This window comes from Bdellovibrio bacteriovorus (assembly GCF_001592745.1).
GTDB classification, from domain to species: Bacteria; Bdellovibrionota; Bdellovibrionia; order Bdellovibrionales; family Bdellovibrionaceae; genus Bdellovibrio; species Bdellovibrio bacteriovorus_B.
On sequence record NZ_LUKD01000005.1, the window covers coordinates 138,688 to 164,952 of the forward strand.

General features: G+C 45.1%; 25 protein-coding genes and 1 tRNA gene. 15 read left to right on the forward strand and 11 right to left on the reverse strand.

All coding sequences use genetic code 11. The features are described from left to right. Positions 1–28: 28 nt before the first annotated feature. From AZI87_RS11275 to AZI87_RS11290, 4 genes are all read right to left on the reverse strand, one after another. Positions 29–1,084, reverse strand: coding sequence for an AI-2E family transporter (locus tag AZI87_RS11275; RefSeq protein ID WP_063206918.1), 1,056 nt, complete (start codon positions 1,082–1,084; stop codon positions 29–31). Beyond that, positions 1,081–1,416 (reverse strand): hypothetical protein, encoded by a 336-nt coding sequence (locus AZI87_RS11280; protein WP_063206921.1) that lies wholly within the window; start codon positions 1,414–1,416, stop codon positions 1,081–1,083. The genes AZI87_RS11275 and AZI87_RS11280 overlap by 4 nt, the downstream gene beginning before the upstream one ends. Before the next feature lie 81 nt (positions 1,417–1,497). Then, positions 1,498–2,160 (reverse strand): PilZ domain-containing protein, encoded by a 663-nt coding sequence (locus tag AZI87_RS11285; RefSeq protein WP_063206924.1) that lies wholly within the window; start codon positions 2,158–2,160, stop codon positions 1,498–1,500. Between the two features lie 112 nt (positions 2,161–2,272). Continuing rightward, a complete protein-coding gene (locus tag AZI87_RS11290; protein ID WP_063206927.1) occupies positions 2,273–2,494 on the reverse strand; it encodes a hypothetical protein in 222 nt (73 codons plus the stop codon). 233 nt (positions 2,495–2,727) lie between these two features. On the opposite strand from AZI87_RS11290, the gene AZI87_RS11295 reads away from it, so the two are divergent. Beyond that, entirely contained in the window at positions 2,728–5,472 is a 2,745-nt protein-coding gene (locus AZI87_RS11295; RefSeq protein ID WP_172795521.1) for a CHASE domain-containing protein, read from the forward strand. Beyond that, entirely contained in the window at positions 5,469–5,762 is a 294-nt protein-coding gene (locus AZI87_RS11300) for an Hpt domain-containing protein (protein ID WP_063206933.1), read from the forward strand. The genes AZI87_RS11295 and AZI87_RS11300 overlap by 4 nt, the downstream gene beginning before the upstream one ends. Here the strand turns inward: AZI87_RS11300 and AZI87_RS11305 are convergent. Beyond that, complete coding sequence (locus AZI87_RS11305) at positions 5,746–5,991, reverse strand: GlsB/YeaQ/YmgE family stress response membrane protein (RefSeq protein ID WP_063206936.1); 246 nt, start codon at positions 5,989–5,991, stop codon at positions 5,746–5,748. The two genes, AZI87_RS11300 and AZI87_RS11305, sit on opposite strands and share 17 nt — an antisense overlap. 293 nt (positions 5,992–6,284) lie before the next feature. On the opposite strand from AZI87_RS11305, the gene AZI87_RS11310 reads away from it, so the two are divergent. Then, positions 6,285–7,682, forward strand: a complete 1,398-nt coding sequence (locus tag AZI87_RS11310) for a sigma-54-dependent transcriptional regulator (RefSeq protein WP_063206939.1) — start codon at positions 6,285–6,287, stop codon at positions 7,680–7,682. Between the two features lie 129 nt (positions 7,683–7,811). Next, positions 7,812–8,360 carry an OmpA family protein gene (locus AZI87_RS11315; protein ID WP_063206941.1) on the forward strand — a complete coding sequence of 183 codons (549 nt, stop codon included), beginning with the start codon at positions 7,812–7,814 and terminating at the stop codon, positions 8,358–8,360. Between the two features lie 16 nt (positions 8,361–8,376). Here AZI87_RS11315 and lon read toward each other — a convergent pair whose 3' ends face one another. Beyond that, the gene (lon, locus tag AZI87_RS11320; RefSeq protein ID WP_063206945.1) at positions 8,377–10,752 is read right to left on the reverse strand and encodes an endopeptidase La; all 2,376 of its coding nucleotides are present in this window, start codon (positions 10,750–10,752) and stop codon (positions 8,377–8,379) included. Between the two features lie 206 nt (positions 10,753–10,958). Next, a complete protein-coding gene (locus AZI87_RS11325) occupies positions 10,959–11,846 on the reverse strand; it encodes a 3'-5' exonuclease (protein WP_063206948.1) in 888 nt (295 codons plus the stop codon). Positions 11,847–11,947: 101 nt separating this feature from the next. Here AZI87_RS11325 and AZI87_RS11330 point away from each other — a divergent pair, with 101 nt between their 5' ends. Continuing rightward, positions 11,948–12,808 (forward strand): helix-turn-helix domain-containing protein, encoded by an 861-nt coding sequence (locus AZI87_RS11330; RefSeq protein WP_063206951.1) that lies wholly within the window; start codon positions 11,948–11,950, stop codon positions 12,806–12,808. On the opposite strand, the gene AZI87_RS11335 is transcribed toward AZI87_RS11330, so the two are convergent. Continuing rightward, positions 12,805–12,987 carry a hypothetical protein gene (locus tag AZI87_RS11335; RefSeq protein WP_063206954.1) on the reverse strand — a complete coding sequence of 61 codons (183 nt, stop codon included), beginning with the start codon at positions 12,985–12,987 and terminating at the stop codon, positions 12,805–12,807. The two genes, AZI87_RS11330 and AZI87_RS11335, sit on opposite strands and share 4 nt — an antisense overlap. Positions 12,988–13,133: 146 nt before the next feature. On the opposite strand from AZI87_RS11335, the gene AZI87_RS11340 reads away from it, so the two are divergent. From AZI87_RS11340 to AZI87_RS11355, 4 genes are all read left to right on the forward strand, one after another. Next, the gene (locus tag AZI87_RS11340) at positions 13,134–13,379 is read left to right on the forward strand and encodes a Smr/MutS family protein (protein WP_063206957.1); all 246 of its coding nucleotides are present in this window, start codon (positions 13,134–13,136) and stop codon (positions 13,377–13,379) included. 6 nt (positions 13,380–13,385) lie between these two features. After that, the gene (locus tag AZI87_RS11345; protein ID WP_063206960.1) at positions 13,386–14,333 is read left to right on the forward strand and encodes a hypothetical protein; all 948 of its coding nucleotides are present in this window, start codon (positions 13,386–13,388) and stop codon (positions 14,331–14,333) included. Continuing rightward, positions 14,330–14,638, forward strand: coding sequence for a hypothetical protein (locus tag AZI87_RS11350; RefSeq protein WP_063206963.1), 309 nt, complete (start codon positions 14,330–14,332; stop codon positions 14,636–14,638). Before AZI87_RS11345 ends, AZI87_RS11350 begins: the two co-directional genes overlap by 4 nt. Before the next feature lie 74 nt (positions 14,639–14,712). After that, positions 14,713–14,970, forward strand: a complete 258-nt coding sequence (locus AZI87_RS11355; RefSeq protein ID WP_063206966.1) for a DUF2945 domain-containing protein — start codon at positions 14,713–14,715, stop codon at positions 14,968–14,970. A 47-nt stretch (positions 14,971–15,017) separates the two neighbouring features. On the opposite strand, the gene AZI87_RS11360 is transcribed toward AZI87_RS11355, so the two are convergent. Then, on the reverse strand, positions 15,018–16,679 hold the full coding sequence (locus AZI87_RS11360) for a methyl-accepting chemotaxis protein (protein ID WP_063206969.1): 1,662 nt from the start codon (positions 16,677–16,679) through the stop codon (positions 15,018–15,020). A gap of 310 nt (positions 16,680–16,989) precedes the next feature. Then, positions 16,990–17,955, reverse strand: a complete 966-nt coding sequence (locus AZI87_RS11365) for a hypothetical protein (protein ID WP_063206973.1) — start codon at positions 17,953–17,955, stop codon at positions 16,990–16,992. Positions 17,956–18,098: 143 nt separating this feature from the next. Between AZI87_RS11365 and AZI87_RS11370 the strand changes: the two genes are divergently transcribed. From AZI87_RS11370 to AZI87_RS11380, 3 genes are all read left to right on the forward strand, one after another. Next, positions 18,099–18,175, forward strand: a tRNA-Met gene (locus AZI87_RS11370). Positions 18,176–18,376: 201 nt separating this feature from the next. Then, positions 18,377–21,547 carry a PAS domain S-box protein gene (locus AZI87_RS11375; protein WP_063206976.1) on the forward strand — a complete coding sequence of 1,057 codons (3,171 nt, stop codon included), beginning with the start codon at positions 18,377–18,379 and terminating at the stop codon, positions 21,545–21,547. Between the two features lie 60 nt (positions 21,548–21,607). Then, entirely contained in the window at positions 21,608–23,557 is a 1,950-nt protein-coding gene (locus AZI87_RS11380; protein WP_063206980.1) for a methionine--tRNA ligase, read from the forward strand. 82 nt (positions 23,558–23,639) lie between these two features. Here the strand turns inward: AZI87_RS11380 and AZI87_RS11385 are convergent, their stop codons facing one another. Continuing rightward, positions 23,640–23,834 carry a hypothetical protein gene (locus AZI87_RS11385; RefSeq protein ID WP_063206983.1) on the reverse strand — a complete coding sequence of 65 codons (195 nt, stop codon included), beginning with the start codon at positions 23,832–23,834 and terminating at the stop codon, positions 23,640–23,642. A 125-nt stretch (positions 23,835–23,959) separates the two neighbouring features. Here AZI87_RS11385 and AZI87_RS11390 point away from each other — a divergent pair, with 125 nt between their 5' ends. From AZI87_RS11390 to AZI87_RS11400, 3 genes are all read left to right on the forward strand, one after another. Beyond that, positions 23,960–24,730 (forward strand): SDR family NAD(P)-dependent oxidoreductase, encoded by a 771-nt coding sequence (locus tag AZI87_RS11390; RefSeq protein ID WP_063206985.1) that lies wholly within the window; start codon positions 23,960–23,962, stop codon positions 24,728–24,730. A 136-nt stretch (positions 24,731–24,866) separates the two neighbouring features. Beyond that, positions 24,867–25,469 (forward strand): PadR family transcriptional regulator, encoded by a 603-nt coding sequence (locus tag AZI87_RS11395; RefSeq protein ID WP_063206988.1) that lies wholly within the window; start codon positions 24,867–24,869, stop codon positions 25,467–25,469. Positions 25,470–25,472: 3 nt separating this feature from the next. Continuing rightward, positions 25,473–26,261 carry a siderophore-interacting protein gene (locus AZI87_RS11400; protein WP_063206991.1) on the forward strand — a complete coding sequence of 263 codons (789 nt, stop codon included), beginning with the start codon at positions 25,473–25,475 and terminating at the stop codon, positions 26,259–26,261. The last annotated feature ends 4 nt before the right edge of the window (positions 26,262–26,265 follow it).

Sequence of the window (26,265 nt, forward strand, 5' to 3'; positions counted from 1 at the left end):
AAAAGGCGTCTTTGAAGGACGCCTTTTTTTATTGTATCAGATCAGGCTCTTCGCGCTTTAAAAGAAGCGGACTTAAACCTGCAAAAAGATTCATGATCACCGGGCCAATCAGAAGACCTGGTAAGCCAATCATAATGATGGCCCCCACGACACAGGTAAATCCAATCACGGCAGAGATTTTATTTTCTTTTCCTACCATGAAGGGCTTCAGGATATTGTCGATACTACCTGCGATGGTCGCAACAACCACCAGGCCGACTCCATTTCCAGTGCGTCCGCCGATAAAGGCCAAAATCGCAAGTAAATAACCCACGGGTGCCGCGCCAATCACCGGAATAAAGGAAACGAAGAAGGTGAGAGTCAGGACTAAGAAGAAATCTCCTTCACCAAATATTAAACTTCCGATCCCAATGACACCGGCTTGAATAAGGCCTATGACCAAGGTTGAAAACAATGTGATCGAACAGCTTTTTTTAGAGACATCAATCAGTCGAACTGTCAGATCGGGTTTCAAAAGGCTGTATTTAAATACGAATTCTTTAATCGCCTGAGCTTTTGATAAAAGTAAAGCTAGGGTGATAACAAAAACAAAGCTTGCTAAAAAGATGGCAGGCAGTTGTCCCAAAATTTCCGTGGAGTACTGAAAAACAATTTCGCCCGATTTACGAAGCAGGCTATTGGCCATGTCGGCTGCCGGAGTGGCAATGTCAGTCCCTGTCCAACCCGAGATCTTTTTAAGATATCCCAGTATTAAATCTTTGAGTTCGTGTATCTGTCCGACCAACTTATCTGTTTTAATAACTTCGGGTTGGCTGATATAAGAAATAAGACGATAGATCGCAAGAGAAATAGGAATCCAAAAAATTGCAAAGCCGCCTAGAAGTGTTAAAGCAATTGCGGGTTTTCTTTTTATTTTTAGTTTTTTTCCAAGGCGCTCTACAAAGTCATTCAGGCCCAGTGCGAACACCCCGGCAATCAGGAAAGGCATTAAGAACGGTAAATTTACAAATAGAAACGCCGCCAATAGAACCAGGAAAAATCCCCAGCGTACAGCGACGTCTTTGTTTTTTAGAAAATCAATCATTGGACTTCACAATCCATTCGACATTCAGAGCGGCAATTCACCCAAGTTCCATCGTGACGTGGTGGAAGATAGTTGGGATTGCAATAGGTACTGCAGAAAGCCGTGTAAGAAAGGGCGCGCCCGCGATGGCTCATTTCGCAAGTCCAGCGTGCATCACGTTCGGCATCTTGTTCCGCTCTGTTTTTAGCGTTGGATAAACAGAAAGAACCGCTGTTGGCGTTGCAGTAAGAATTTTCAGTGCCACGTCCCGTGACGGTGATTCGGCGAGTGGCCTCAGCGGTGAAGGAAAAAAGTTGAAGCAGTAATACCACGACGAAGAGTGATGTTTTCATAATGTCTCCCACTCTTACAATGAACGCACAGTTTAGAGTGGGAGGCAATATGTAGCTTTGTCAAAGCAGGGCGTCGAGCGGTTAAGCCTGTGTTAGAAATTGGACGCCCAACTCCTGGCTTTGATTTTTTTCATCCCACTTTGTCCAGCGAACTTGGCCTTCCACATTCACGTACTCTCCCTCTTTGGTTTGATAGGAAAGGGTGATGAAGTCCTTTTTCTGATAGAAGGGGGCTTTGATCTTCACACAGGACCCATTCAAAGAGATGTTCTCAAAAGCTCCGCCTAAAATGGGTTGGAAGCTTCGGTTTTCGGTGCCGAAGGGGAGCATAGAGGGGCTGAGCATGGCGCGCCTCTCATGCACCTCACGCTTGTCTTGGCGCAGTTCCAGATTCTTGCCGTTAAGATAAGCTTGGATATCTTTGGCGAGGTGAGCCTCTTCGGTTTTCCACAAGACGATAAAGTCTTTGAAAGTTTTCAACTTCATCTTCATCGGCGCGGAAAGTTCGCTGACAACGAAGAAGGTTTTCACATTTTCTATCGTCTTTTGTAAGAATGCGTAAATGTCAAAATGACGGACTTCTAAAAATGGCAAAAAAACGACGACGATTTTTTCCCCCTGTGTCGTTTGTAGTGCCGATCTCAGTGTGTATGGATTTTCAATGATGTGACAATCAAAGCTGTTTTCTTTTTTTAAAACATTTGGAACTGTCAGTGTTCCCGTGATGAAGATCTGTGTATTCATGGAATTTCCTCCCGTGACTCCTCCTAAAGCAAATGCAAAGCCAACTGGAAATTCGGTGTGTGTCGTTTGATAAAGAAATTCCTGAACACCTGTCTAACTTTCACTAACAGTGTTAGATGAAATAAGTCTCAGCTTGAGAATTGGGCAAGTGGCGGCTCTCTTGCGCTGAGCCGCCACCTGGAGGGAAGGGATCTATTTTAATGGAAACTGCATAAACGCCGTCTCCGATATGAATGGCTGTGCCATCGCAGAACATCTCTTTCACGAATTGCAGCCTCTCCTTAGAGAAGTGTTGGTGGTCAAAGTAGTGAAAGCGCAAGGTCATTTCTGTCATGTAATAGTTCCGTTGCAACTGACAAGCCGAGCCTCAGATCAAGCATATTGCTTATAGGCAATAAAATGACTAATTTCGGGGTGAAACGCCCCAAACCTAGGGCGATATTCCTTCTTGCGATGGGGAGCTTCTTCACCTAAAAATACGGTCATATGACAGAGCGACGTCAACAACAGTAAGGATGCTTTGTGAAACGACTAAAAAGAGTTTTTGTCTTATCTCATGAGTGGAACGTGTTTCTCGTTCTCCTTATAATTATATCTGTCAGCTTGCTCAGCTGGTGGACCGTGAAAGTGCATTTGGAAAAAGAATGGAATGCACGTCTTGAATCTGAAATCGGAAAAGTCAGTTCGACCATTCATCGAGAGTTTTCAGCCTATGGTCAGGCCTTGTTAGATACGCGCGCATTTATTCAGTCAAGTGGAGTCCCAACGGGGAAGCAGTACCAAGATTATATAGAATCGACAGAACTGTTAAAGCGCTCTCCAGGACTTCAAGGTATTGGTTTTGCGCAAAAAATAGATAGATCTGAGATCCCTGAGCTTGAACGCAGGATGCGTGAACAGGGAGTTAAAGATTTTAAATTTTGGCCAGATTCTGAGCGCTCTCTTTATACATCGGTCGTAATGATTGAACCTGATGATTGGAGAAATAAGAAAGCTTTAGGGTTTGATCCGTATTCGGATCTTACACGGCGCTCGGCGATGGATAAGGCGTTATTATCCAATGCTCTAGCAATGTCGGACCCTGTCGTTCTGCTTTCTGATGAAAGCGAAGGTCAAAAGGTCCTCCAAGGAGTCCTAGTTTATCTTCCTGTTTCAAAAGTTTTAGATGCGACAGGAGAAGCTGAACCAAAAAATTCATTATTGGGTTTTGCCTATTCGGTGATTCGCATCAATCGCTTTTTTAATGGGGCTTTCGGGACGCCTCAATTTTACGAAGAAAAAGTGAACTACAAAATCGAGATCTATGACCGTAAACTGGGGCGAACTTTGCCGCTTTACGAGCGCTTCCCCGCCAAGGAAGAAGATCGGGTGGTCTCAGATATTTCCGTAGATCGTGAAATTCAGGTTCTTGATAAAGTGTGGAAATTGCATTTTGAACCGTTGCCTCATTTCTTTAATTGGTATGAGCGTTATGTGCCGATCCTTTTTGCCTTCGTCACGCTGATTATGTTGTCGGTCATTTTTCTAGCATTATGGTCGACACAACAATTTTTGAAGTTTAGCGAAAAACATCAGGATTCCCTGGCGCTCATCTCCAAAAGTAAATCCGAGGAGTTGGCGTTATTCCGTCGTTTGAACGCTATAATTGCAGATATTTCTTCATCCATCGAAGGCAGTGACCTTTTTGAAAAATTCTGTCACCATTTGGAAGATGTTTTTCAAATTGAAGACTGTGTGGTCTTTGTTCGCGAAAATCGCGGACCTTATGAAAAACGTTTTCAGAAAGTCATCGACAGCTTTCCAGAGTTCTTGGATTTATCTGCCGAATTTGACAGCTTCTTAAAAGAGGGTGTCTTTGCCTTGGCTTCTAACACAGAGTCTTCGCGCAAGGTGATTTCGTTTTTTAGTTCCGAGATGCAAGAGCGACTGCGTGAAAGTCCTTACTTCATGATGCGCTCGGTTTTGCATGAATCAGGTAAAAGTAATTCGATCTTGATTATCGTGAAGGGGCCTAAAACCTTGGTGGATTCGAAGGTTTTAGAATACGCCTTAGCAAGCATCGTGGGGCAATTTGCGATGTCCTACGATAAAGCGATTTTATTAAGAAAAGCAGAAGACGCGAACTTTATGAAGAGTTCCTTCTTGGCAAACATGAGTCACGAAATCCGCACCCCTCTGGGGGTGATCGTTGGTTACTCTGAAATTTTGGCTGATGATGAGCTCGACGGGGAAGAAAAAAAGCAGATTGTAAAAAGTGTGAAGCGCAACGGTAAAGAGCTCGCTCGTCTTATTGATGATATTTTAGATATCTCAAAGGTCGAAGCTGGAAAACTGCAGTTTGAAATGGCACAAGTGAACCTGGAAAGCCTGATTCATGAAGTGAAGTCCGTGATGGAAGTTCGCGCCTCTGACAAAAAAATTCAGTTCAACGTGGCGAAGCTTTCGAATGTTCCGACCTATCTCTTCACGGATGATATTCGTTTAAAACAAATTCTGGTGAATGTTGTGGGCAATGCCATAAAGTTCACGGAAAACGGAAGCGTAAAACTTCTTTATAAGACCTATGTGAACGAGATGCAGGAAGAATTCCTCGAGTTCCAGATTCAGGATAGCGGTATTGGTATCAGTGAAAGAAACAGAGAAAATCTTTTTAAGCCTTTCTCGCAAGGCGATGTTTCTACGACCCGTAAGTATGGCGGCACTGGTTTGGGTTTGGCCTTGTCGCGCCGTTTGGCAGAGCTTTTGGGTGGCGAGCTTTTTCTTTTGGCTTCGTCCGTGGGTAAGGGATCTACTTTTTGCCTTCGCGTCCCTCTGCGAGGGGTGAATAAGGAATTCCTGAACCTGCGTCAAACACCAGTTAAGAAAGACTTCGAAGAAGTTGAGCAGGGACCCGTGCGTGATATCGATTGGAATGGTCTTGATTTAAAAAATCTTTTGAAAGATGTGCGCATTTTGTTGGTGGAGGATTCTGAAGACAATCAAGAGATCTTTCAGCATTTTTTAAAGGCTGCGGGCGCTGATGTTGTTGTTGCGGACGACGGTGAAAAAGCCGTTGAAAGTGCCTTCAAAGTGGAGCCCGATATCGTACTTATGGATATCCAAATTCCGAAGATGGATGGTAAAGAAGCGACGAAGCGCATTCGTCAGCGTGGCTTTACGAAACCTGTGATTGCTTTGACTGCGCATGCACTCAACGAAGAAGTGCAAAGCTGCCTGGCCGCCGGGTGTAATGGTCAAATCACAAAACCGGTTTCGGGAGAGCTTTTGGTTCAAGAGGTGTATTTCTATTTGAATCATCGGGCGGAAGCATGAGTGGAATGACTGTGCCTTTGGATGCTAAGCAGAAATATCTTTCGCGCAGGCTAGCGGAGCTTGCAAAAATTCAAGAGATGGCCCACGCGCCCGATTGGGAGTTCGTAATAAAAGTGGGTCACCAAATAAAAGGAAACGCGAAAACTTTTGAGTTTCCTTCTCTAAGTCATTTGGGAGCTCGTTTGGAAGAGGCGGGAAATGTCAAAGACCCGCACTTACTAAAAGATGTGTGTGATGAGTTGCAGGCGAATCTCGAATCACTTAATCAAAACCTTACGTCGTCCGTCTAACTAAAATCCGATATAGAAAAAGAATGAACATCGCGCCGAGGATGGCAGCAATGAATCCGACAGGTTCGTAGTCGCGATAATATCCTGCGGATGTTCCCAGGATGTGGGCGACAGTTCCCCCGGCAATGCCCAATAAACAAGTGATGATCCAGCCACCGGGATCCTTTCCAGGCATCAGTATCTTTGCGGCAATACCTACAGCAAAACCCAGAATGATGGATGAAAGCATACAGTTCTCCTTTCTCCTGAAATTAGGAAGGCCCCCCTCACATGGCAAGGCAGGGGGGCCGCTTATCGTTGCTGCTCGTGGACTGCCAGCAACGAACTATATATGTCTAAAAGTGCCCGGGACAATGTCCCCGACGCATATTTGTTATGCAAACGCGGTTCCTTACAGAAAATCAATGAAGTCTAATATATAGGATATAAAAGAGTATAAACGTCTTAATGTGGCAAAACGCCATAAAAATATTGCGGAGATATGCCCCGGTTTGGTAAGAATAACCTATTCAGGAGGCAGTCATGGACAAGCATAAAACAATTCTTCTGATCGAAGACGACCTAGATTTAGCAGAATTGGCCACGGCTTATTTTCGCCAAAAAAACATCACGGTGATTCACGAAGAAAACCCTCTCTCCGCGCTTCAACAGGTGGTAGCTCAAAAGATCACTCCTGATGCCATCATCACGGATTTAAATTTACCCACGATCAACGGGATGGAGTTCATCAAACGTTTGCGCGCAGAAGGAGTGCAAACTCCCATTATCCTCATCACCGTATCAAACGATGTGGACGTGGCGGTGGAGGCCATTGAAGCGGGTGCTTACGATTTTGTCGTGAAGCCATTGCATTTTCCGCAACTATTGATTTCGGCTCAGCGGGCATTTAAGTTCAACATTCTCAGTGCAGAAAATAAAACTTTGAAAGAAACTTTGGATATTAGTAAGGGGCTTCATCCAGAAGGTATCATCGGGAAAAGCGAAAGCATTCATCGAATCATGGATCTTGCACGCCGAGTTTCGAAAAGTTCTTCGACGGTATCTATCACAGGTGAAAGTGGTACGGGGAAAGAAGTTTTCGCCAAAGCGATTCATCGCTGGAGTCCTCGTAACAAAAAGCCTTTCGTGGCCATCAACTGCTCGGCAATTCCGGAAAACCTTTTAGAGTCAGAACTTTTCGGTCATGCCAAAGGTGCCTTCACCGGAGCGGTCGATAAAAAAACCGGACTTTTTGAAGAAGCTGACGGAGGCACCTTGTTCCTTGATGAAATCGGGGACTTAAATCTCACTTTACAAGCGAAGCTATTGCGTGTGCTTCAAGAAAAAGAAATCAAAAGAGTCGGCGAAAACCAAGCTCGTCCTGTCGATGTGCGCGTGATTGCCGCGACTCACAAAGATTTGCGCCTAGAAGTTCAAGAAAAGCGCTTCCGCGAAGACTTATTCTTCCGTCTAAATGTAATTCCCATCAAAATTCCACCTCTACGTGAAAGAAGAGAAGATATCATTCCTTTAGCTGAGCATTTCTTAAAGAAGTTCAACACTTTGAACGGCACACAAATCGTGGGCTTTAAAAAGAATGCCAAAGAGTTTTTGCTGACTCATCCGTGGCGCGGGAATGTGCGCGAATTAGAAAACACGATTGAGCGCGCCGTGGTCTTGGCAACAGGCCCTGAAATCGACGTAAGTGCTTTGACGTTGTTTGACGAGGGGACAGGAAGCTCGGCCATCGTTGATGACGACAAAAAGAATGCTTTTATCTTCCGCTTTGGTGAAGAAGTTTCCTCATTGCATGAGCTTGAAAAGAAGTACGTGCAGTTCGTTTATGAAAGACACAATCGTGCAAAAGAAATGACGGCGAAGGCCTTGGGTATCGATCGGAAAACTCTGTATCGCAAATTGCAAGAAATCGAAACGACTTAATCATGAATCAGAATTCCCCTTCGCGAGGGGAATTCTGCCTCGCGAAGTCTCTCTAGCTGGCTTTTATCCATTCTTAAACTGGTTCACACATTGCAAACTCATCCTTCGTGCTAACAAGGAGAGTAAAGCATGATGTCAATTGTTCGCTTCCTTTTACCGATTTTGCTGCCGATCACACTTGTCGCTTTGTTTGTGGAGGCGCAACAGCCGGACACCGAAATGGCCACGGCGAAAATGGTGGGAGCGTCGAATGTCGCACCGGTGTTCTTTGATCCGGGTGCGAAAGTTTTAACTGCAACCGAAAAAGCCGAGATGCAAGCTTTTGTAACGACAATCAGAGAAACCCAAGAGATCAAGTCGATCAAAGTTCTTGCCTGGGGGGATCGTGAGTACCCAGATAAGAAAGAAAAAAAGGCTTCACCAAAACAAATTGAATTGGCCAAAGCCCGTGCTGAAGCTATCAAAAAATATCTTCAAGAAGACCTGAAGGTTCCTTCCGTGGATATCCACAACATGGCCGAGCGTCCATCAAAATTAAGCGAGTTTTTCAAAACCGATGACTATGAAGTGAAGTCGTCCGCTGAAGCGACAGGAGCCGCGCCTACACAGAATAAGCGCGGCTTTTTCGAAGAAATGGGCCGTTCGACGACGGCCCTGATGTTAGTTGTTGTAGAATAGAATTCATCCTCGGCACTCACCCTGCTGGCAGCAGGGGAGTTCCCGAAGGTTTGATAGGAAACTTGTTCCAGCGTGGAAGATCCACTCCCAAAGCGACTTTCAAAACATCGTTCACGTCATCGACAAAGTGGAATTGAATACTGCGACGAATTTCTTCGGGGATTTCACGAAGATCTTTTTCGTTCTTAGTACACATGATGATCTCTCGCACGCCCGCACGGTGTGCTGCTATCACTTTCTCTTTAATACCACCCACAGGCATGACGCTTCCTCGTAATGAAATCTCGCCGGTCATGGCTAGCTTCGGATCGACGGGTTTATTCAATAACAAAGACGCTATCGAGGTCAGCATTGTGACGCCCGCAGAAGGTCCATCTTTGGGAATAGCACCCGCTGGCACATGGACGTGCACGTCTTTTTTACTGAAATCCATCAATGGGTCCATAAGAACCAATCGTGACTTCAATAAACTCAGAGCGATCTTAGCCGATTCTTGCATGACCTCGCCTAATTGACCTGTTAATAGCAATTGCCCTGAACCCGGCATGGAGGCTGACTCGACAAAGAGGATGTCACCACCCACTGGGGTCCAAGCAAGACCGGTCACCACGCCAGGCGGTAAAAGACTTTCAATCATATCGGATGAGAATCTTTCAGCGCCCAAGATCTCTTCAAGATCTTTCACATTCACGGTCAAAGTTTTATCTGGTGATTTCACAAGCTTCAAACTCATGAACTTACAGATCGTCGCTATTTTTCTTTGCAGATCTCGAACACCGGCCTCACGTGTGTAGTGAGTTAATAACTTCACCATGGCATCATCGGTGATCTTCAGTGATTCCTCACTTAAGCCGTGCTCGCGAAGTTGTTTTGGCCAAAGGTATTTAAGCGCAATCTGTTTTTTCTCGTCCAAAGTGTAACCCGTAAGATCAACGACTTCCATGCGATCTAAAAGAGGCAAAGGAATGCCTTCTAAAGAGTTGGCTGTCGCAATAAAGAACACTTTAGATAAGTCAAACGGCGTATCTAAATAGTGATCTTGGAAGGTGTTGTTTTGCTCTGGATCTAAAACTTCCAGCATAGCTGCCGCCGGGTCGCCGCCAAAGCCGCGAGTCAATTTATCGATCTCATCTAGAATGAAGACAGGATCGTTTTCGCCGGCTTTTTTAATTCCAGCAATAATTCGACCGGGCAGGGCGCCAATGTAAGTGCGACGATGACCGCGAATCTCCGCATCATCGCGAACGCCACCTAAGCTGACGCGAACGTATTTTTTGCCTAGAGCGCGAGCAATACTTTTTCCTAACGAAGTTTTACCTACTCCTGGAGGTCCAATGAACAGCAAGATCGAACCTTGATGAGTTTTACGCAACTTCATCACGGCTAGATGTTGCAAGATGCGGTTTTTAATTTTCTCTAGACCATAATGGTCTTCATTCAGAATCTTTTCCGCCTCTTCCAGGTCAATTTCTTTTTCAGGAGAAGATTTGCTCCACGGCAGATCCAACATTAATTCCAAATGCGTGCGAATCATCTGGTGTTCAGGTGAAGCGGAATTGATCGTCTCAAGACGCTTCAACTGACTGCGTGCCAATTCCAGTGCCTCGGCGGTCATTCCGGCTTTTTCAATACGCTCTTTGAATTTAGCGTACATATCTTCGCCTTCACCTTCGCCAAGCTCTTCACGGATCACGCGCATTTGCTCGCGCAAAATGGTTTCCTTTTGCGTTTGCTGGAAGTTTTCATTGAGCTTGTCGCGAATTCCGCGTTGAATTTTTAGGCGCTCTTTAAGTTCTTGCAGGCGATCTAAAAGTTTTAACGTTCGGTCGCGAAGGACATTGATTTGCAAAATTTCCTGTTTTTCCGCGATGGCGATATCGGCATACGCAGCACACATATTGGTGAGCGTGGCCAGATCTTCAATTTCGGTCAGCATGTCTTTCACTTGACGTGTGTTGCCGGGAAGAAGATCTAATAATTCATCACTTAAAAGACGAAGGCTGGATAGCAAAGCTTCTTCTGTTTTTTTATCCATCGTGCCAACGTCTTCAACGCTTTCACTCTGCACTTCAAAAAAACCTTCCTGATCACGGCTTTGCACGACGCGAACTCGCTGATGCGCTTTCACGAAGATATTGTAGCTTCCATCTTCATCCATACGGAAGGATTCCACCTTAGCAAGTGTTCCCACTTGATAAAGATCTTCCATTTTCTCCACGTTATCGTGGGGACTTTTTTGTGTTAGAAGGACTACCCAGTGATTTTCACGAAGAGCTTTTTGCAGGGCAGATATGCTTTTTTCTCTACCTACTCGAAGCGGCATGCTGATGTCGGGAAACAACACAGAATTCTTCAATGGGATCACGGGGATAAAACCTGAGACGTAAGACATCGAGGACCTCTTTTCCAACCCCAAAAGGGTTAATTGTAACAAACATGAGCACGATATAAATTTCGTCAAGTCGGAGGTCCCAATTTCTTACAGAAAACTGAGAACTCCGCAGTTTAGCCCAGGAATGTTCTCGACACTCTTAGTTTAACATTGTGCGGTTGGAATGAAGGGGCCTTTTGCTCACCCTGCAATAAAACAAAAGGTGCTTAAGATTTAAATCCGTCCACCAAGGCGATATCGCGAGTCAGTCCGGCAAAGGGCCCGCAGTAAACAGTCTCTTCAAGCCAGGCTGTCTCAGAGGCGACCTCGTCCTTGAAAATTATTTTGGACCAGAAACGATTTGTACTATCCCAGCTATAACCTCGACCTTTGAGATGGTCTTTCGACTCAAAGGGAGCTGAACTCGCAATGACGTGGGTCATCGGTCGACGGGCGTTGCTCAGCAATTCAGCCAAATAAGGCTTATGGCTTTTTGAATCTGATAAGCTCAGCAGATAGAGTAAAGCATCAACATCATTGATCGCGCGATGGGAATCGGTAAAGAACCCGTGATAGATATTAAGCAGTTCCAGTTTTGAACTCGTAAAGCCTTTGTTGCTCCAATCAATTTGCTTTAACGAGCAGGCCCAAACTCTTTCGGCAGAAATTTTAGATTTGCGGTCAATGAACGGGCGATCAAAGCGTGCATTGTGTGCGACAATGACGGAAGCCTCTTCCAGAAGTGCATTCACTTGCGTCCAATCAATATTCTGCCCGGCCACCATCTCGTCAGTGATGCCGGTGAGCTCGGTGATTTCTGGAGTGATGGGTTTTCCTGGATCTTGAAAGCTGGAATAGGATTTACCCAAAGTTAAAATCTCGCCGGAATTTCGATTGAACAAAAATTGACGCAAGCCAATTTCAATAATGCTATCTTCAGCCTGATTTAAACCCGTGGTTTCTACATCGAGGACGATGCCGACGCGAACAACATCGCTATTATTTTTAGCCCATTCTGGAGTCGCATACAGGGGAGTTTGTGCTGGACAACCTTCAAGACGCTTAAGAGTGACAGTGTTTCCATCCTCTGACTTACCAATCCAACGAAATGCCACGAAATTCTCCTCGAAATAGGGTTCTCAAAGTCTGGCACATTTTCCCAGGCTTCTCAATATTCATTGCCCAGAGCGAAAACAAAGTTTTATTCTCTTTCCGTATGCCTAAAAAGAATCTGTCTAAACCTGTCCCTTTAGAAGAACTTGGAAATCAGCTTGCACGGCGCGGTGATATCCGTGTTGAGCGCCTGGAAGAACGTTTGGAGCCTCGCGTTCCGTTTCCGCATCGACACGATTACTTTCAGCTCCTCGTGGTGTCCGCAGGACGTGGATGGCATGAGATTGATTTTAAACGTCACGCCGTGAGAGCACCGCAAGTTTTTATGATGAAACCGGGGCAAGTGCATTCCTGGAAATTATCCGCCGATTCACAAGGCTTCATTGTCGAATTCACCGAAGAGTCTTTGCCGAAAAATTCCTTTTTGCTGGATCTAGTTCCGAAGGCCTTGGCTTTGCCTGACGTCTGGAAGTTTGCAAAATCAGAATTTCTGATTTGGAAAAACAAACTGGAAATCATGCTTGATGAGTATGAAAAGCGTCCGTCGTATTACGAAGCGAGTCTGCAAAACCATGTGGGTTTGTTGCTGATTCACGCCCTTCGTTCGCAAGGGGAAGGTGTTTCTTTTCATGGTGGAATCGCCGATAAATTCAAAGACTTGGTGGAACTTCACTTTAAGAAGGAGCATGGCCTTTCTTTTTACGCCAAAGAATTAAAAATTACGCCAAAGCAGTTGTCAGCCGTCCTTCAGCAAAAGCTTCATCGGTCCGCGAAAGAAATTATTGCGGAAAGGTGTTTGTTAGAGGCAAAGCGAATGCTGGCTTATTCCGCAACTCCCGTGGCGGACATCGGCTATGCGTTGGGCTTTGAGGATCCCAATTATTTCAGTCGATTCTTAAGGCAGAATTTGCAGATGAACGCTTCCTTGTTTCGTGAGGAAGCGCAAAAGAAAAAAGGAAACTAGAATTTGTCCATAGGGTGCGCTTTAGCTTGGGCCCCTTCGTTGTGGCTTTGTTCCGCATCTAACGCCACTTTACCAGTGATGCCAACCCATTCTGGAAAAAATACGGCCAAGACAGCGTAAGCAAGGACGCTGATAACCACGATAGCAATGCTTCCCATAATAACAAAACCAGTGCTCATAAAAACCTCAGCTCTTATCATATATCTACCGGTCATTTTTGGCTATGGATAAATCTCTGTTTCACTAGCACTTTTTTCCTGAAACCCCGGATTTTCCTCCTATCTTTTGCGTCTGATTCTTGTTTCAATAGGGTCGAGGATGCTTTATGGCTAAAGATTTATTGGATTTGCATGGTTTTAAATCAGATGAAGTCGAAGATGCGATTGACGCATTTTTAATGAAACTATCCAACTCTAATTTAAAACGCGCTCGGATTATGACTGGTAAAGGGTCTGGGGTCGTTCAATCCGTTGCTATCAAATATCTTAAGATGGCGGGATATCCTTGGCAGTACGAGCGTCTTCCCAATGGAAAACAAAATGAAGGTTGTCTGGTTATTTTTCTTGAGTAGTTGCAAATGAAAAAAACAAATAAAAAAGGCCGAAGGCCCACAAAAGAAGTTCAAGATTTTCTTCATGACGTGACACTTCTTTCCTCTATAGCTGTAAATAAAAAAGCGGCGAAGCAGGCAGTGGGTGAGTATCCCTTCGATGAACAGCTTTTATCAATCAGTCCCATATATCGGAACAGCCGAAAGCTTTTTTTGAAGCAAGGCGGGTTTTTTGTTCCCAGCGTGTGCTCGACCATGCGGTCTTTAAGTTCCCCCGATTTATTTAAGAACGAATTGCAGTTCAGTCCGCTTGCTTCAGAGATGGCGTGGTTTAAAGATCACTGGCAAGAGGTTTATGACCCGGAAGTTCTGGTGAGTGGGATGACCGCTTTCAACCAGATTTCTCTTTATCACGAGCAGAATCATCGCATTCTTTGGAACCTTTTGCCTCGCGCTCCCGAAGAACAGCGTGATTTCTGTCGTTATTTAAATTTTGCAGAAAGCCTGGTGATCACTTTAGATTTAATTTTGGGGGATCAGATCGGGCCGAAATATTCAGAGGCGTTTGAGCGTTTAAAAAGTATCTATCGCCCTGCCGGAGCTGATTCCTGGTCGAAAAAATCTTTAGATCAGTATCGCCGCTATCTTCTTGCTGTGATGTATGTCAGCTATTTAGCTTTGGAATTAGCTCATCACGAAGACATTCCGAAAGCTTTGGATTATGTACTGCCAGGTCAAAAGAAAATCAATAAAGATGCCGTAGAGCGCGGATTAGAGCTAAGCGAGCTCTTCACCTTAAATACGAATCTTCAATGGCAAAAAAGATACTGGAAGCAAGCTCAAGAGCAACTGTTCTTGTATCATAAAAATTCTAAAGAAGACGTGCACTATCTTCCCGAAGACCCCTTGGACTTTGAAGAGGAATTCGTAATCGCACAAAGGATTTTGGATTATTTTCTGGGAGAGGGATCATGAGAATCAGACAAGTGGGGTTTTCTTCCCGATTAAAAGCCCATAGAAAAATTCTGACCCTTGAGACCTTGAAGTTCATCGTCGAATATTTTAAAGATCGCGATGCACGGTTGGCGGCTTTGCGCTCGGGAGTGCCAGAAAACTATGCTTCTCGTCAAGGGGCTTGGTTAAAGAAGCATGCGATTGTCTTAGCCGCTATGGAAACTGAAATAGATGACAGAGATCAACTTCGTTTGGAAAAAGCCTTGGCAGAGATCGAAAAGCAAATGGACATCTGCAAAGAAATTTTGAATCTTCAAGATTTCTAATTGCTTTTTTACAGAAGCGTTTCCGCTTTAATTTTTTGAAGTGTAATACTGTCATATTAGATGACGGAGAATCAATGGCGCATTTTCGCAAAAACTCTAAAGTTGAATGGTCCTGGGCGGGAAGTACGGTTCACGGTGTGGTCGTCGATGTTTTTAAAGAGTCGGTCACGAAAACCATCAAAGGTAAGAAAATCACTCGGCATGGCAGCGACGAGAAACCTGCGTACCTGGTTGAGTCGGATAAAGGCAATCAAGCTTTAAAGCTCGAGACGGAACTTCGAAAATCTTCAGTAAAAGCAGAATCTAAAAACGGCCCGAAAATGTTTAGGTAAAAAAGAGGTGTTCCAGAGCGCTTTTCGCACTCTGGAACAAGTTAGATCTAGAAACCCTCTGTCGTGCCGACCTTAGCACGGATTTCCTGATCCTCATCGAAGGGGATTGTCGCCTCGGCGCGGGTGGCCTTAGCGGGCGTTTTAAATTTCAAAACATTGTTACTGCGAAGAACGGCCGCCTTTTTGGCGGGGACGACGGCGACCGCCTTCGGTTGAAAACTTTTTAAATTTGCCTCTGGCTCTTGCGAACCTCCAAAGATGACTCCTTGAAGATTTCCAAGAAGATCTTGCGTTGACTGAGCCAGGCCATTGATCTCGACCGTGGTTGCAGCAATTTCTTCTGCCGAAGCGGCGTTACCTTGCGAAGACTGATCCAGTTGATTCATCGCTTTGCTGATTTGTTGTATGCCCGTTGTTTGCTCAGTGCTTGCTACCGAGATTTCATTGTTGAGGTCTGCGACTTTTTTAACTGAATTTGTGATGTTACTTAGAACCGCACCGCTATTATCTGCGATACGACCTCCTTCCTCAACTTGTGTCACCGAATCTTTGATTAAAGAGGTGATGTCTTTAGCTGCCGCCGCACTTCTTTGGGCAAGGGAACGCACGGCTTCAGCGACAACCGCAAAGCCTTTACCTTGTTCGCCGGCACGAGCCGCTTCAACGGCGGCATTGAGGGCTAGTAAGTTCGTCTGAAAAGCAATGTCATCGATAACAGAAATAATCTCTTCAATTTTTTTAGACGACTGAGAGATTTTCTGCATGGAAAGGATCAGAGCTTGGATTTCTTGCTCGCCTTTTTCCGCAGTTTCGCGCGAAGAAGCTGAAAGTGACGCTGCTTGTTTTGCATTGTCTGAGTTCATCTTCACCATGGATGTGAGTTCTTCAAGTGAGGCGACAGTTTCTTCTAAGGAGGCCGCGGCAGACGTTGAGGATTGGGAAAGACTGTTGCCGGCTTGGCTCAATTGGTCCACAGAAGCGACAACATTCTTATTTGCTTCATTGATTTTGTTAGAGATAACTCCTACCGCATTGGCAATTCTTGAACCTATAAATAGAAGAACGGCAAAGATAGCCAGACCCGCGATAGCGGTGATACCAATAAGAGTACGGAAGGATTTCTTTTCGGTTAATTCCGCAGAAGCAGCAGACTCTTCTGCGACTTTTCTAAAGACCTTCGCTAGGTCACGGTTCCAAATACGAATCACGGCACCGTCTTTTCCGATGGGACCTTCAAGAAGACGTTTTGCCTCGGCGATTTTCGCTGGGTCGTTGGACTGAACTAGCGTGAGGACTTGTTTAATATTTGCGTAATAACCCGGAAGAATCTGCTGAATCGGCTCAAGCATTTTCTTTTCTTCATCGGACAATGTCGATCCGGTGTAAAGCTTTTCCGCCGCTTGGAACTCCTCGATAGAGTCCGACGCACCTTTGATGAATTTCGTACGAAGTTCAGGGTTCTCTGTCGCCATCGAAGCCCATACATTATATAGAAACTTATTTCGAGACTGGCGCATCTCACCTAAATTATCAAAAGCGGGAACTATAATGTCTGTATTTTGATCTAAAAGTTTAACAATGTCGCGCAAACTATTGTAGGCGACGCCACCTAAAAGACCAAAAGCGATCAGCGGAAAAAATGCAGCGATCAGCAAGCGACCTTTGATTCCTCGAAACCATGTAATTAAAAATCCATTTTGAGCGCCCATGACAACGTTCCTTTCAAGACTTCAAAACTTTTGTTGGACCTGAATTAGTTCGGAGTACTTTTGCGGGCACTTGAATTTTCTTAACCGAAACTTAACTGCGATAATGGAAAAGTGTTTCGTTCTGAAACGAACATGCAAGGAGTGTATGAAGTTTCAGACACAATGTTGAATCAACCTGAAACGGTTTCTCAGAATGAGACAGTGTCGTAATAAGAATGTGTTAAGGCAACTACAATGCTGTCTCATTGCGAAACACTTTGAAGAGATTTGTCATGTTTTCGTAACAATGACGGAAGAGTGCGTTTTAGATTTAATTTTGCGTCGGATCCCGTTGGGCCTTTTCAATATCGCGAGCGAACAATCTTAAAACCCAGGCATCATTCAGGCGCACCTGTGAATTTGAAACGTTCATATTTACTTTCGAGCGGTAAAGAGGATCATAGCCCAACTTCTTGGCGTCGATCCCGGCGGACTCAAAAAAGTTTTGCATTTCTTTTGCAGCTTCATCAGCGTTGTAGGAATCGCCTTGATTTATTGTTTTTTCCATTTGCTCACAAAATGTGCGTGTTGCAGAATCGCGAGCCAATTCAGGTTTCTGCGCGACGGCGCGTGCGAGGTAATGCAGGTTGTATGACTTCTGAAGAATGTCGTCCATGGCGCGCGTATTTTCTTTTAAGAAGCCTCCGGCGCGATAAATCTCGTAATAGAACTCGGCCTTTTTTAAAAGTGACGGATCATTTTGTTCTTCCGACTTCATGATCATATCAACGGCCGCAGACATGCCCGGCGCTCGAAAAACATAGCGAAGAATAGGCGCCGCAGATTCCACTAACGGATCTTTTTCACCTTGAGCTAAGCTGTGAAAAAAAGTTTTTGCATTCGCATTCGTGGGATCACGAAGAAGATGACTGTCGGAAGCTTTTTCCAAGTTGTGACAAGTTTCGATAAGTGGTTTTCGTGAGTCCGTAAAGTCTTCTAAAAGAACTTTCGCGGTGTCGTCTGCTAAAGCTTCCTGAGAAGAGCGGGCTTGATCCGGCACATTTTCTATCTTCGCCGGTGTGGAGGTTATCTTGTTTTGTGAGTCGTCGATGGCAGAGAGGGGACTGGTTGTGCTTGTTTTCGCGGCAGTTTTCTTTAAAGCAGGAGGAGTGAGTCCTTGTCGAATCTCAAAGATAGAAGGCAATTTCGAAAGTCCCCACACACCTAGACCGACAAATACCAGTGCTAGAATCGCAATACTTGCTCCTAATGTCTTGAGAACACTTTTGAGTTTCATAAGATTCTCCTCTGAAAGTGAGTTCAACCATGCTTTTACGGCACGAGCAATGAGGCCTAAATGATACAGGCTGTTATATTCATTCTTTTAATAATGAGGGGTTGACGCTGCGACGCTTTCAACCTATACCTTAACTTCCTTGTCGCGGGGTGGAGCAGTCTGGTAGCTCGTCGGGCTCATAACCCGAAGGCCGTAGGTTCAAATCCTGCCCCCGCAACCAATAAAGGCTCGAAGGTAAACCTTCGGGCCTTTTCCATTTTTAAGTCTCTGGTTTGCTAAACATCATCGTCCTCTTTGATCGTCGGGATTGCATTGTCTTTTGCAATACTCAAGCTGTGCTTTTTATTTCGCAGGCCTCATTTTTTTTAGGCATGTTAAAGCTTTGGTCTAAGCTAGAGGTAAAGCTTGTAAGGTGCATTGAATGAGTACACGCGAACTCGCCTCTGTTCTAAAAAAATCTAAAGAGCTGGTGCTAAAGACATGGGAAGAACGATGTCGAAGCTTGTTGCCAGCAGCGGGGCCCTTGGCGCCACGAGCTTTGCGCAATTCTCTTCCGCAGTTCTTGGATGAGCTGGCTAAAACTTTAGAATACCCCCAATCGCAACGGTATGTTCTTGATGAAGAAAGCCGTATGGCCAAAGAGCATGGAAAGAAGCGGAGTGAGCAGCTTGAGTACGATCTTTCACAGGTCATTGATGAATACCAAATTCTGCGACAGGTGTTGTTTGAAATATTAGAAGCTGAAACATCCGTCGATGTGAAAACACGGGACATAATTCTTGATGCGATCAGCGTTGGCATACGAAAAGGGGCGGTGGAGTTTGTCCAAAGTCGCAACCAAGCTTCCTTGCAGGCCAGCGAAAATTTGCGTATCAGCGAAGAACAATTTCGTCTGGTTGTTGAAGGCGTGAAAGACCATGCCATCATCTGCACTGACCCTGAAGGGGTTGTTGTTTACTGGAGCCCTGGTGCTGAAAACCTCTTCCTTTGGAAAAGCGATGAAGTTTTGGGAACCAGCGGCTCGCGAATTTTCATTCCCGAAGACCTTGAGCAAGGCATGGATCGTAAAGAGATGAAGACCGCCGCAGATGAAGGAATGGCTGAAGACAATCGCTGGCATATCAGAAAGGATCAAAGTCGTTTTTTTGCCACCGGCATCATGAATCCTCTGCGCGATTCGCAAGGGAAGTTGATTGGTTTCGTTAAAGTCTTACGTGATTTTACAGAAAAGATGATCACTCAGGAAAATCTACATCGGGTGAAATCGGAAGCCGAAGCGGCCAGAAACACGCTCAACGAACTTGTGATGCAGGCTCCAGTGGCGATGGTTTTAGTGATGGAGCCAGACTACAGGTTTGTCATGGCAAATCCAGCGTATGAAAAAATCGTCGCCCGCAAAGTCGCCGGAAAAACGGTTCTTGAGGCCTTCACGGATGAGGAGGTTGGGCACTTCATACCTCTTTTGGATAAGGTTGTAAGAACCGGTCAACCTTTTGTTGGAAAAGAAATACCTCTCACTCTTCCAGAGCCGGATGGTCATCTTAAAACGCAGTATGTGAACCTTTCCTATCATCCTTTTCAGGAATCTGGAGGAGAAGTTAAAGGTGTCTTCGCCGTCGTACAAGACGTAACGGAACAAGTTGAGTCGCGCAAAGAGCTGGAACTGGCAAATCAGAAGCTGCAAGCCATATTGGATCGCGCTCCCATGGGGATTTCCTTCATCGAAGCCCCTTCGGGTAAGATGATAATGATGAATGATCAAGCCCGAAAAATTCTGGGTCATGAATCTCGAGTCACAGACAACTACAAGCAATATGGGAAAATGGGTGCCATTCATAAAGATGGCACTCCTTATAGCGCGGAAGATTACCCTACGGTTCGTGCATTTAAATACGGAGAAACCATTATTGACGAAGACATGAGTTACATCCGTCATGACGGTAAAACCATTGATCTTTCCGTCAGTGCCGGTCCTATCTTCACTCATGACGGTAAAATCAGTGGGGCCGTCGGAACTTTTTTTGATGTGACCGAACGAAACAGATTGCGAGCGGAACTTGAAGAGCGCGAAGAAAACTTTCGAGCTATTTTTGCGCAAGCCGCATCCGGTATTGCGCGTATGTCTACCGCCAGTCGTTGGGAGCTGGTAAATGTTAGACTGACAGAAATTCTGCAGTATTCTGCAGAGGAACTATCACAGAAGACATGCACAGAAATGACCCATCCTGAGGATGTCGAAACCGAGCTTTCTCATCTAGAAGAAATGCGAGCCGGAAAATACGACAGCTTCTCGATGGAGATTCGTTATCTTAGAAAAGATGGCTCTTATGTCTGGGTGATTCTGACAAAGTCCATCGTTCGCGATGTCGATGGAAAGGCGAAATATTATATTTCCGTTATTGAAGACATCACGGAACGTAAAAAATTGGAAGAAGAACTGCATAGGGCAAAACAGGCCGCCGATCGCGCCAGCGCTTCCAAATCCGCATTTCTTGCGAACATGAGTCACGAGATCAGAACTCCAATGACCGCTGTTTTGGGATTTACGGAAATCCTGAAAGATTCAACGCTGACTCAAGCTGAAAGAATCGATGCTATCTCGCGAATAGATAACAGCGGCAGGGCTCTGCTTCGTCTTATCGACGATATTTTGGATATTTCTAAAATTGAAGCCGGAAGATTGGACATTCAAAAGTCGCGATTCTCGCCGGTAGCCGTCGTGTCTGATGTGGTGTCGTTCATGCGGGTTAATGCCGAAAGAAAAGGTGTCTCATTAAGACTTAAAGTCGATGCCAGCGTGCCCACAGAGGCGACTTCGGATCCTGGAAGGTTGCGACAAATTCTGGTGAACCTCATTGGGAATGCTATTAAATTCACATCCGTCGGTGAGGTCTTAGTATCACTGAAAGCTGAAGACTTCCGCTACCTGATTTTCGAAGTGCGTGATACGGGTATTGGTATTTCAGAAGAAGATCTCAAAAAACTTTTTAAACCCTTTGCGCAAGCTGATGGCTCTATCACTCGTAAATTTGGTGGTACAGGGCTGGGACTTGTACTTTCGCGTCGGCTTGCAGAAACATTGGGCGGAAGTCTTGACGTCGCAGAAAGTATTGTCGGTGTAGGGACGACCTTTGTAGTACGTATCGATGCAAAACCTTTTAGCTATACCGAAGGTCCTTCGGCACCCTCAATCCCTGAAATAAAACACGACGGAGGAGCTCGCGCAGAACTTGAAGACGTGAGGGTTTTGCTTGCCGAAGACGTGATCGACAATCAGATTTTGATCAGCAAATACTTGGAAAAAGCAGGCGCTTCGGTGGCTTTTGCTAATAATGGTGCAGAGGCCGTCGAGCTGGCTTTGCAAAGAGACTTCGATATTATCTTAATGGATATACAAATGCCGGTGTTAGACGGAATTAGAGCCACTAAGGAGCTGCGCTCCAAAGGTTACACAGGCCCCATCGTCGCGCTGACAGCGCATGCCATGGCTGAAGAGGTGAAGAAGTCTATTGAAGCAGGATGTAATGCACATCTGACAAAGCCCATCGATAAAAAAGCTTTGGTCGAAGCCGTCCAAAAATTTTCGAGATGACCGACAAAAAGGGTGCATCACCCCTGGATTTTAGCTAAATTAAGGCCTTTAGAGGTTAATATGCAGCCAGGATCTTCAAAGCCCGAAAATAAATTCTCTCCTCCTACAGATGTGAAGTCGGCTCTTGCCCAATTCAAAAAACCAAAGAAGGTTGTCGTCACGGCGGGGATGCCGTATGCCAACGGTCCTTTGCATCTTGGACACTTGGCGGGGGCGCACGTGCCCGCGGATATTTACGCTCGTTGGATGCGCATGTTGATTGGGGCCGAAAATGTTTTATTCGTTAACGGCAATGACGATCACGGCTCTACCAGTGAAGTTGCCGCGATTAAAGCAGGTAAAACGATTCGTGAATTTATCGATACAATTCATGAGCAGCAAAAAGACACTCTTAAAAAATATTCTGTGCAGACAGATATTTTCACTGGGACTTCTCGGCCAGAAACTTATCCTTTGCACGAAGAGTACTCGCAAGATTTCTTGCGCCGCCTTTTTAAGAACGGCTTGCTTGAAAAGCGCGTGACAAAGCAGTGGTATGATCCAAAAATGAATCGCTTTTTGCAAGATCGTTTCGTTCGCGGAACATGTCCAAACTGTGGCAACACCGAAGCCTATTCGGACGAATGCGATGTGTGTGCAAGTTCCTTTGATCCCAGTCAGCTTAAAGATCCCCGCAGTCAGTTGAGTGATGCAAAGCCCGAGTTGAAGGACACGGCTCACTGGTGGTTGGACATGTGGAAAGTGGCAGATCCATTGAAAGCTTGGATCGAGACTAAACAAAAATCCTGGCGTTCTGCTGTGGTGCAAGAAGTGATCAATACTGTTTTGATCGGCTGTCGTTTTGAAAATGTGCATGAACCAAAATACAAAGAGATCAAAGATACTTTGCCGAAGCATAAATCTCGTTATGTTCCTGGGAAAAAAGTGGAATGTCTTTTTGATACGAAAGCAGATCTAGCAAAAGCCCAAGAGATCCTCGAAGCTGCGGGCATCCCTTCTTTTGTGACAGATAAGTGGGGTTATCGCCCCATCACTCGCGACGTCTCCTGGGGGATTCCGGTTCCTGCGGAGCTTGATCCTGACATGAAGGGAAAAACTCTTTATGTATGGCCGGATTCTTTGATTGCACCGATCGTGTTTACACAAGTTGCGTTGGAAAAATCCGGCAGAGGCAAGGATCTTTATAAAGAATTCTGGTGTGATCCTGAGGCGACAGTTGTTCAGTTCCTAGGACAAGACAACGTTTTCTTCTACGTGATTATGCAAGGATCTATGTGGCTGGGCCACAAAGATCAACCTCAAGAGTTGCCGAAGAAGGGCGACTTACAGATGACAGAAATCTTGAGCGTTTTCCATTTGATGGTGAACGGCGAAAAGATGAGTAAGTCGAAGGGCAATTTCTACACTGGGGATCAGTTGTTAGAGATGGGCTATTCTCCAGATCAAATTCGTTATTTCTTAGCGATGTTAAGCTTGCCAGTGAAGGCCTCGAATTTTGATTTCGAGCACTTTGCCGAAAGAAATAAATTCTTAGCAGGGCCGATGAACGCCGCCTTCGAAAAGCCGATTTCTGCGTGCAATTCCAAATTCGACGGAAAAGTTCCGGAAGGTAAGTTGATCGGAAAAGCGGAAGCGGAAACATTGAAGCTGGTACAGCTTTATCTTCGCTCGATGCAAAAGGGAGACTACTCCACTTTGTTAGGCCAGATTGAGAACTACGCGCGTTTGATCAACTCGTTGTTCTCTCAGCACAAGCCTCATGATGATCGTGCGGAAGAGACGGGAAGAAAAGACGCTCTTTTCACGTGCTTCTATGTTTTGAAGAACTTGATGATCATGCTGGCCCCTTTTGTTCCAGAAACGGTGAACGAGCTTCGTAAATCGCTCAACTTGCCAGAATCTGTTCTGCGCGCCGAAGAATTAGGGACAGGCATCCCGGCAGGTCACGCGATCAATGCCAAAGGGGTGTACTTCCCCGCCGTTGCCGAAGAATCTTCCGAGGCCACTTAATCTTTTCTGACCATATATTGGCAAAAAGACCTCCTACTTTTAGGAGGTCTTTTTTATCTATCGACGATAATGATGAGTGGAATCAGTGTTTGCCATCGGCTTCGCGCATTTTTCTTACGACTATTGCGATAGTCTGCGCATCGACCCGCGCTTTTTTCATAAGGCGTACGGCTTCTTGGGTGTCATCGGAGTCAATAGCCTCAAAGAATTCATCTAGTTTATTAATAGAAGCCATTTGCTCTAAAACCAACGTTCCTTCAAAGTCACGTTCATCCATATCAACCTCTTGTCTCTATTAAACTTGAGCTTCCTAGGAAATTCAACTGAACCAGGGGATCAGGACCGCTTTCAGCCAGTGTCATTGTCCAAAGCAGTCTATCTTTTGTTTAAAAAGGAGATGGAATGAAATCACTCAACGGTAAAATCGCATTGGTCACCGGTGGCAGCCGCGGTATTGGAAAAGCTATTTCTTTGCGGCTTGCTTCGGAAGGAGCTTTTGTCATTGTTCATTATGGAAGTAATAAAGTCGAGGCTGAACAAACTTTAAAAGAAATCCAGCAAAAGGGCGGTGATGGCGTTTTGGTTTCTGCTGACTTTAAAAAATCAGAGGCGGTCGAAAACCTGTTTTCCCAGATAGACAAGGTTGTTGTTCGCGAGAGCGAAGTCTATCTCGATATTTTAGTGAACAATGCGGGGATCGGAATGATCCAAGATTTTGAAACGACTTCTGAGATGCAACTCGATGCTTTGCACGCCATCAATATCAAATCTCCGTTTCTTGTAGCGCAAAAAGCCTGTCAAAGGATGAAGCGTGGAGGACGCATCATCAACATCACCTCCATTGTCACTCGTATGGCCAGTTCTTCAGTAGGCGCTTACTCGATGACGAAGGGGGCGGTGGATGTACTGACATTATTTCTGGCGAAAAAATTAGGACCTCAGCAAATCACGGTGAACTCCGTAGCTCCGGGGGTGATTAATACAGAAATGAACGCCGAGGCCTTAGGTCACCCTGAAAGTCGTAAGTTCATGGAGTCTTTATCAGCGTTAGGCAGAGTCGGGGAGCCTCAAGATATCGCGGATGTCGTAGCTTTCGTAGCTTCGGAGGAAGCTCGATGGATATCTGGACAGCGAATTGAAGCTTCGGGAGGATCTTTTTTAGGAATTTCGTAATAACAAAAGTTCAATCAAATCCATGACTTAAGAATTTAATGAAAACCTCCTTGCTATTTCGATATATCGGATTTATATTTTAATTCGATATATCGAAAGATATTACGTAATCCAGACGCAATTCAAGGAGGTCCTTATGCGCGGACATGGTAAAGGCGGTTTTCGCTTCGGTCGACACTCTCATTCCCACCATCAACATCATCCACATCACCATCACGGTATGGAAGAAAAGATGGGAAGGCTCTTAGGGCACGGAGATCTTCGCTATGTGATCCTGTCTCTCTTAGAAGAAAAGCCAAGGCATGGTTATGAAATTATCAAAGCTTTAGAAGAGCTTTCGTCGGGTGCTTATTCTCCCAGTCCAGGTTCCATCTATCCGACACTGACTTTTCTGGAAGAAGGCGGATTTGCAACCGCAACGACAGAGCAAAATAAAAAACTTTATACGATCACCGCAGAAGGAAAAATTCTTCTAGAGGAAAATCGTGATTTCTTAAATATGATTCTTCAGCGATTTGAAATGGTCGGGGAAAGAATGTCTCGTCTCAAGCACTGGATAGGGCGCGATGAAGTTGAAGAGATTGCCAAAGCAAAATCAGAACGCTCTTCGATTCGCGGTTCTATGCACCGTTTGAAGGCCGAACTATTCTCATTTACTGAAGCAACAAAAGAGCAAAAGCAAAAAGTGGCTGACGTTATTGATCGCGCTGTGGAAGAGATTAGAAAAATCAAAGGATAGCGTATGTCATCAAATGAAAGAGAATTGAAAACAGTCATGCATCCCGTGAAGATGCGCACTCTGAAGGTTAAAAATATTCAGCAGATTGCACCTCATTTGAAACGAATTACTTTTTCCGGTGAAGAGCTTGCTGACTTCACATCTTTATCTCCCGACGATCATGTGAAAGTATTTTTCCCTTATCCGGGCGAAGAAACTCCGGTATTGCCAGTTATGACGCCGGAGGGACTCAAAGTTCCTGAAGGCAGTCGACCCGCCATCATGCGCGACTACACTCCTCGCCGCTATGATAGCGAGGCAAAAGAATTAGATATTGAATTCTTTCTGCACGGAAGTGGCCCGGGATCCCAATGGGCGGAACAGGCTCGTATCGGGCAAACTCTGACGGTGGGCGGCCCTAGGGGTTCTAAGATTGTTCCGTATAATTTTGATTGGTACCTGATGATTGGTGATGAGTCGGCAATTCCATCGTTTGCCCGTCGATTGCAAGAGTTGCCGAAGAATTCTAGATCTTTACTTATCGTTGAGGTGGAAAACGAGTCAGACAAAATAGATTTCGTTCATGAAGGTCTGGTAGAAGTCTTCTGGATTTTCAGAAAAGGAGACGCTCCTGGAAAAAGCGAACGCTTAAAGACACAGTTGGAAAGAATGAGGTTTCCAGTCGGGGACTACTTTGCTTGGGTGGCTTTAGAAAAATCTTGCGCCTTTGAATTGAAAGAGTTTCTTCTTCATATAAAAGGCGCTCAAGAGGAATGGATCAAAGCGACGGGCTATTGGAAAATCTTATTATAACTAT

What these genes read in the sequence shown, in the direction of transcription:
- AZI87_RS11275 (WP_063206918.1), bottom strand. Translation starts at nt 1,084, where the DNA reads ATGATTGATTTTCTAAAAAACAAAGACGTCGCTGTACGCTGGGGATTT.
- AZI87_RS11280 (WP_063206921.1), bottom strand. Translation starts at nt 1,416, where the DNA reads ATGAAAACATCACTCTTCGTCGTGGTATTACTGCTTCAACTTTTTTCC.
- AZI87_RS11285 (WP_063206924.1), bottom strand. Translation starts at nt 2,160, where the DNA reads ATGAATACACAGATCTTCATCACGGGAACACTGACAGTTCCAAATGTT.
- AZI87_RS11290 (WP_063206927.1), bottom strand. Translation starts at nt 2,494, where the DNA reads ATGACAGAAATGACCTTGCGCTTTCACTACTTTGACCACCAACACTTC.
- AZI87_RS11300 (WP_063206933.1), top strand. Translation starts at nt 5,469, where the DNA reads ATGAGTGGAATGACTGTGCCTTTGGATGCTAAGCAGAAATATCTTTCG.
- AZI87_RS11305 (WP_063206936.1), bottom strand. Translation starts at nt 5,991, where the DNA reads ATGCTTTCATCCATCATTCTGGGTTTTGCTGTAGGTATTGCCGCAAAG.
- AZI87_RS11310 (WP_063206939.1), top strand. Translation starts at nt 6,285, where the DNA reads ATGGACAAGCATAAAACAATTCTTCTGATCGAAGACGACCTAGATTTA.
- AZI87_RS11315 (WP_063206941.1), top strand. Translation starts at nt 7,812, where the DNA reads ATGATGTCAATTGTTCGCTTCCTTTTACCGATTTTGCTGCCGATCACA.
- lon (WP_063206945.1), bottom strand. Translation starts at nt 10,752, where the DNA reads ATGTCTTACGTCTCAGGTTTTATCCCCGTGATCCCATTGAAGAATTCT.
- AZI87_RS11330 (WP_063206951.1), top strand. Translation starts at nt 11,948, where the DNA reads ATGCCTAAAAAGAATCTGTCTAAACCTGTCCCTTTAGAAGAACTTGGA.
- AZI87_RS11335 (WP_063206954.1), bottom strand. Translation starts at nt 12,987, where the DNA reads ATGAGCACTGGTTTTGTTATTATGGGAAGCATTGCTATCGTGGTTATC.
- AZI87_RS11340 (WP_063206957.1), top strand. Translation starts at nt 13,134, where the DNA reads ATGGCTAAAGATTTATTGGATTTGCATGGTTTTAAATCAGATGAAGTC.
- AZI87_RS11345 (WP_063206960.1), top strand. Translation starts at nt 13,386, where the DNA reads ATGAAAAAAACAAATAAAAAAGGCCGAAGGCCCACAAAAGAAGTTCAA.
- AZI87_RS11350 (WP_063206963.1), top strand. Translation starts at nt 14,330, where the DNA reads ATGAGAATCAGACAAGTGGGGTTTTCTTCCCGATTAAAAGCCCATAGA.
- AZI87_RS11355 (WP_063206966.1), top strand. Translation starts at nt 14,713, where the DNA reads ATGGCGCATTTTCGCAAAAACTCTAAAGTTGAATGGTCCTGGGCGGGA.
- AZI87_RS11360 (WP_063206969.1), bottom strand. Translation starts at nt 16,679, where the DNA reads ATGGGCGCTCAAAATGGATTTTTAATTACATGGTTTCGAGGAATCAAA.
- AZI87_RS11365 (WP_063206973.1), bottom strand. Translation starts at nt 17,955, where the DNA reads ATGAAACTCAAAAGTGTTCTCAAGACATTAGGAGCAAGTATTGCGATT.
- AZI87_RS11375 (WP_063206976.1), top strand. Translation starts at nt 18,377, where the DNA reads ATGAGTACACGCGAACTCGCCTCTGTTCTAAAAAAATCTAAAGAGCTG.
- AZI87_RS11380 (WP_063206980.1), top strand. Translation starts at nt 21,608, where the DNA reads ATGCAGCCAGGATCTTCAAAGCCCGAAAATAAATTCTCTCCTCCTACA.
- AZI87_RS11385 (WP_063206983.1), bottom strand. Translation starts at nt 23,834, where the DNA reads ATGGATGAACGTGACTTTGAAGGAACGTTGGTTTTAGAGCAAATGGCT.
- AZI87_RS11390 (WP_063206985.1), top strand. Translation starts at nt 23,960, where the DNA reads ATGAAATCACTCAACGGTAAAATCGCATTGGTCACCGGTGGCAGCCGC.
- AZI87_RS11395 (WP_063206988.1), top strand. Translation starts at nt 24,867, where the DNA reads ATGCGCGGACATGGTAAAGGCGGTTTTCGCTTCGGTCGACACTCTCAT.
- AZI87_RS11400 (WP_063206991.1), top strand. Translation starts at nt 25,473, where the DNA reads ATGTCATCAAATGAAAGAGAATTGAAAACAGTCATGCATCCCGTGAAG.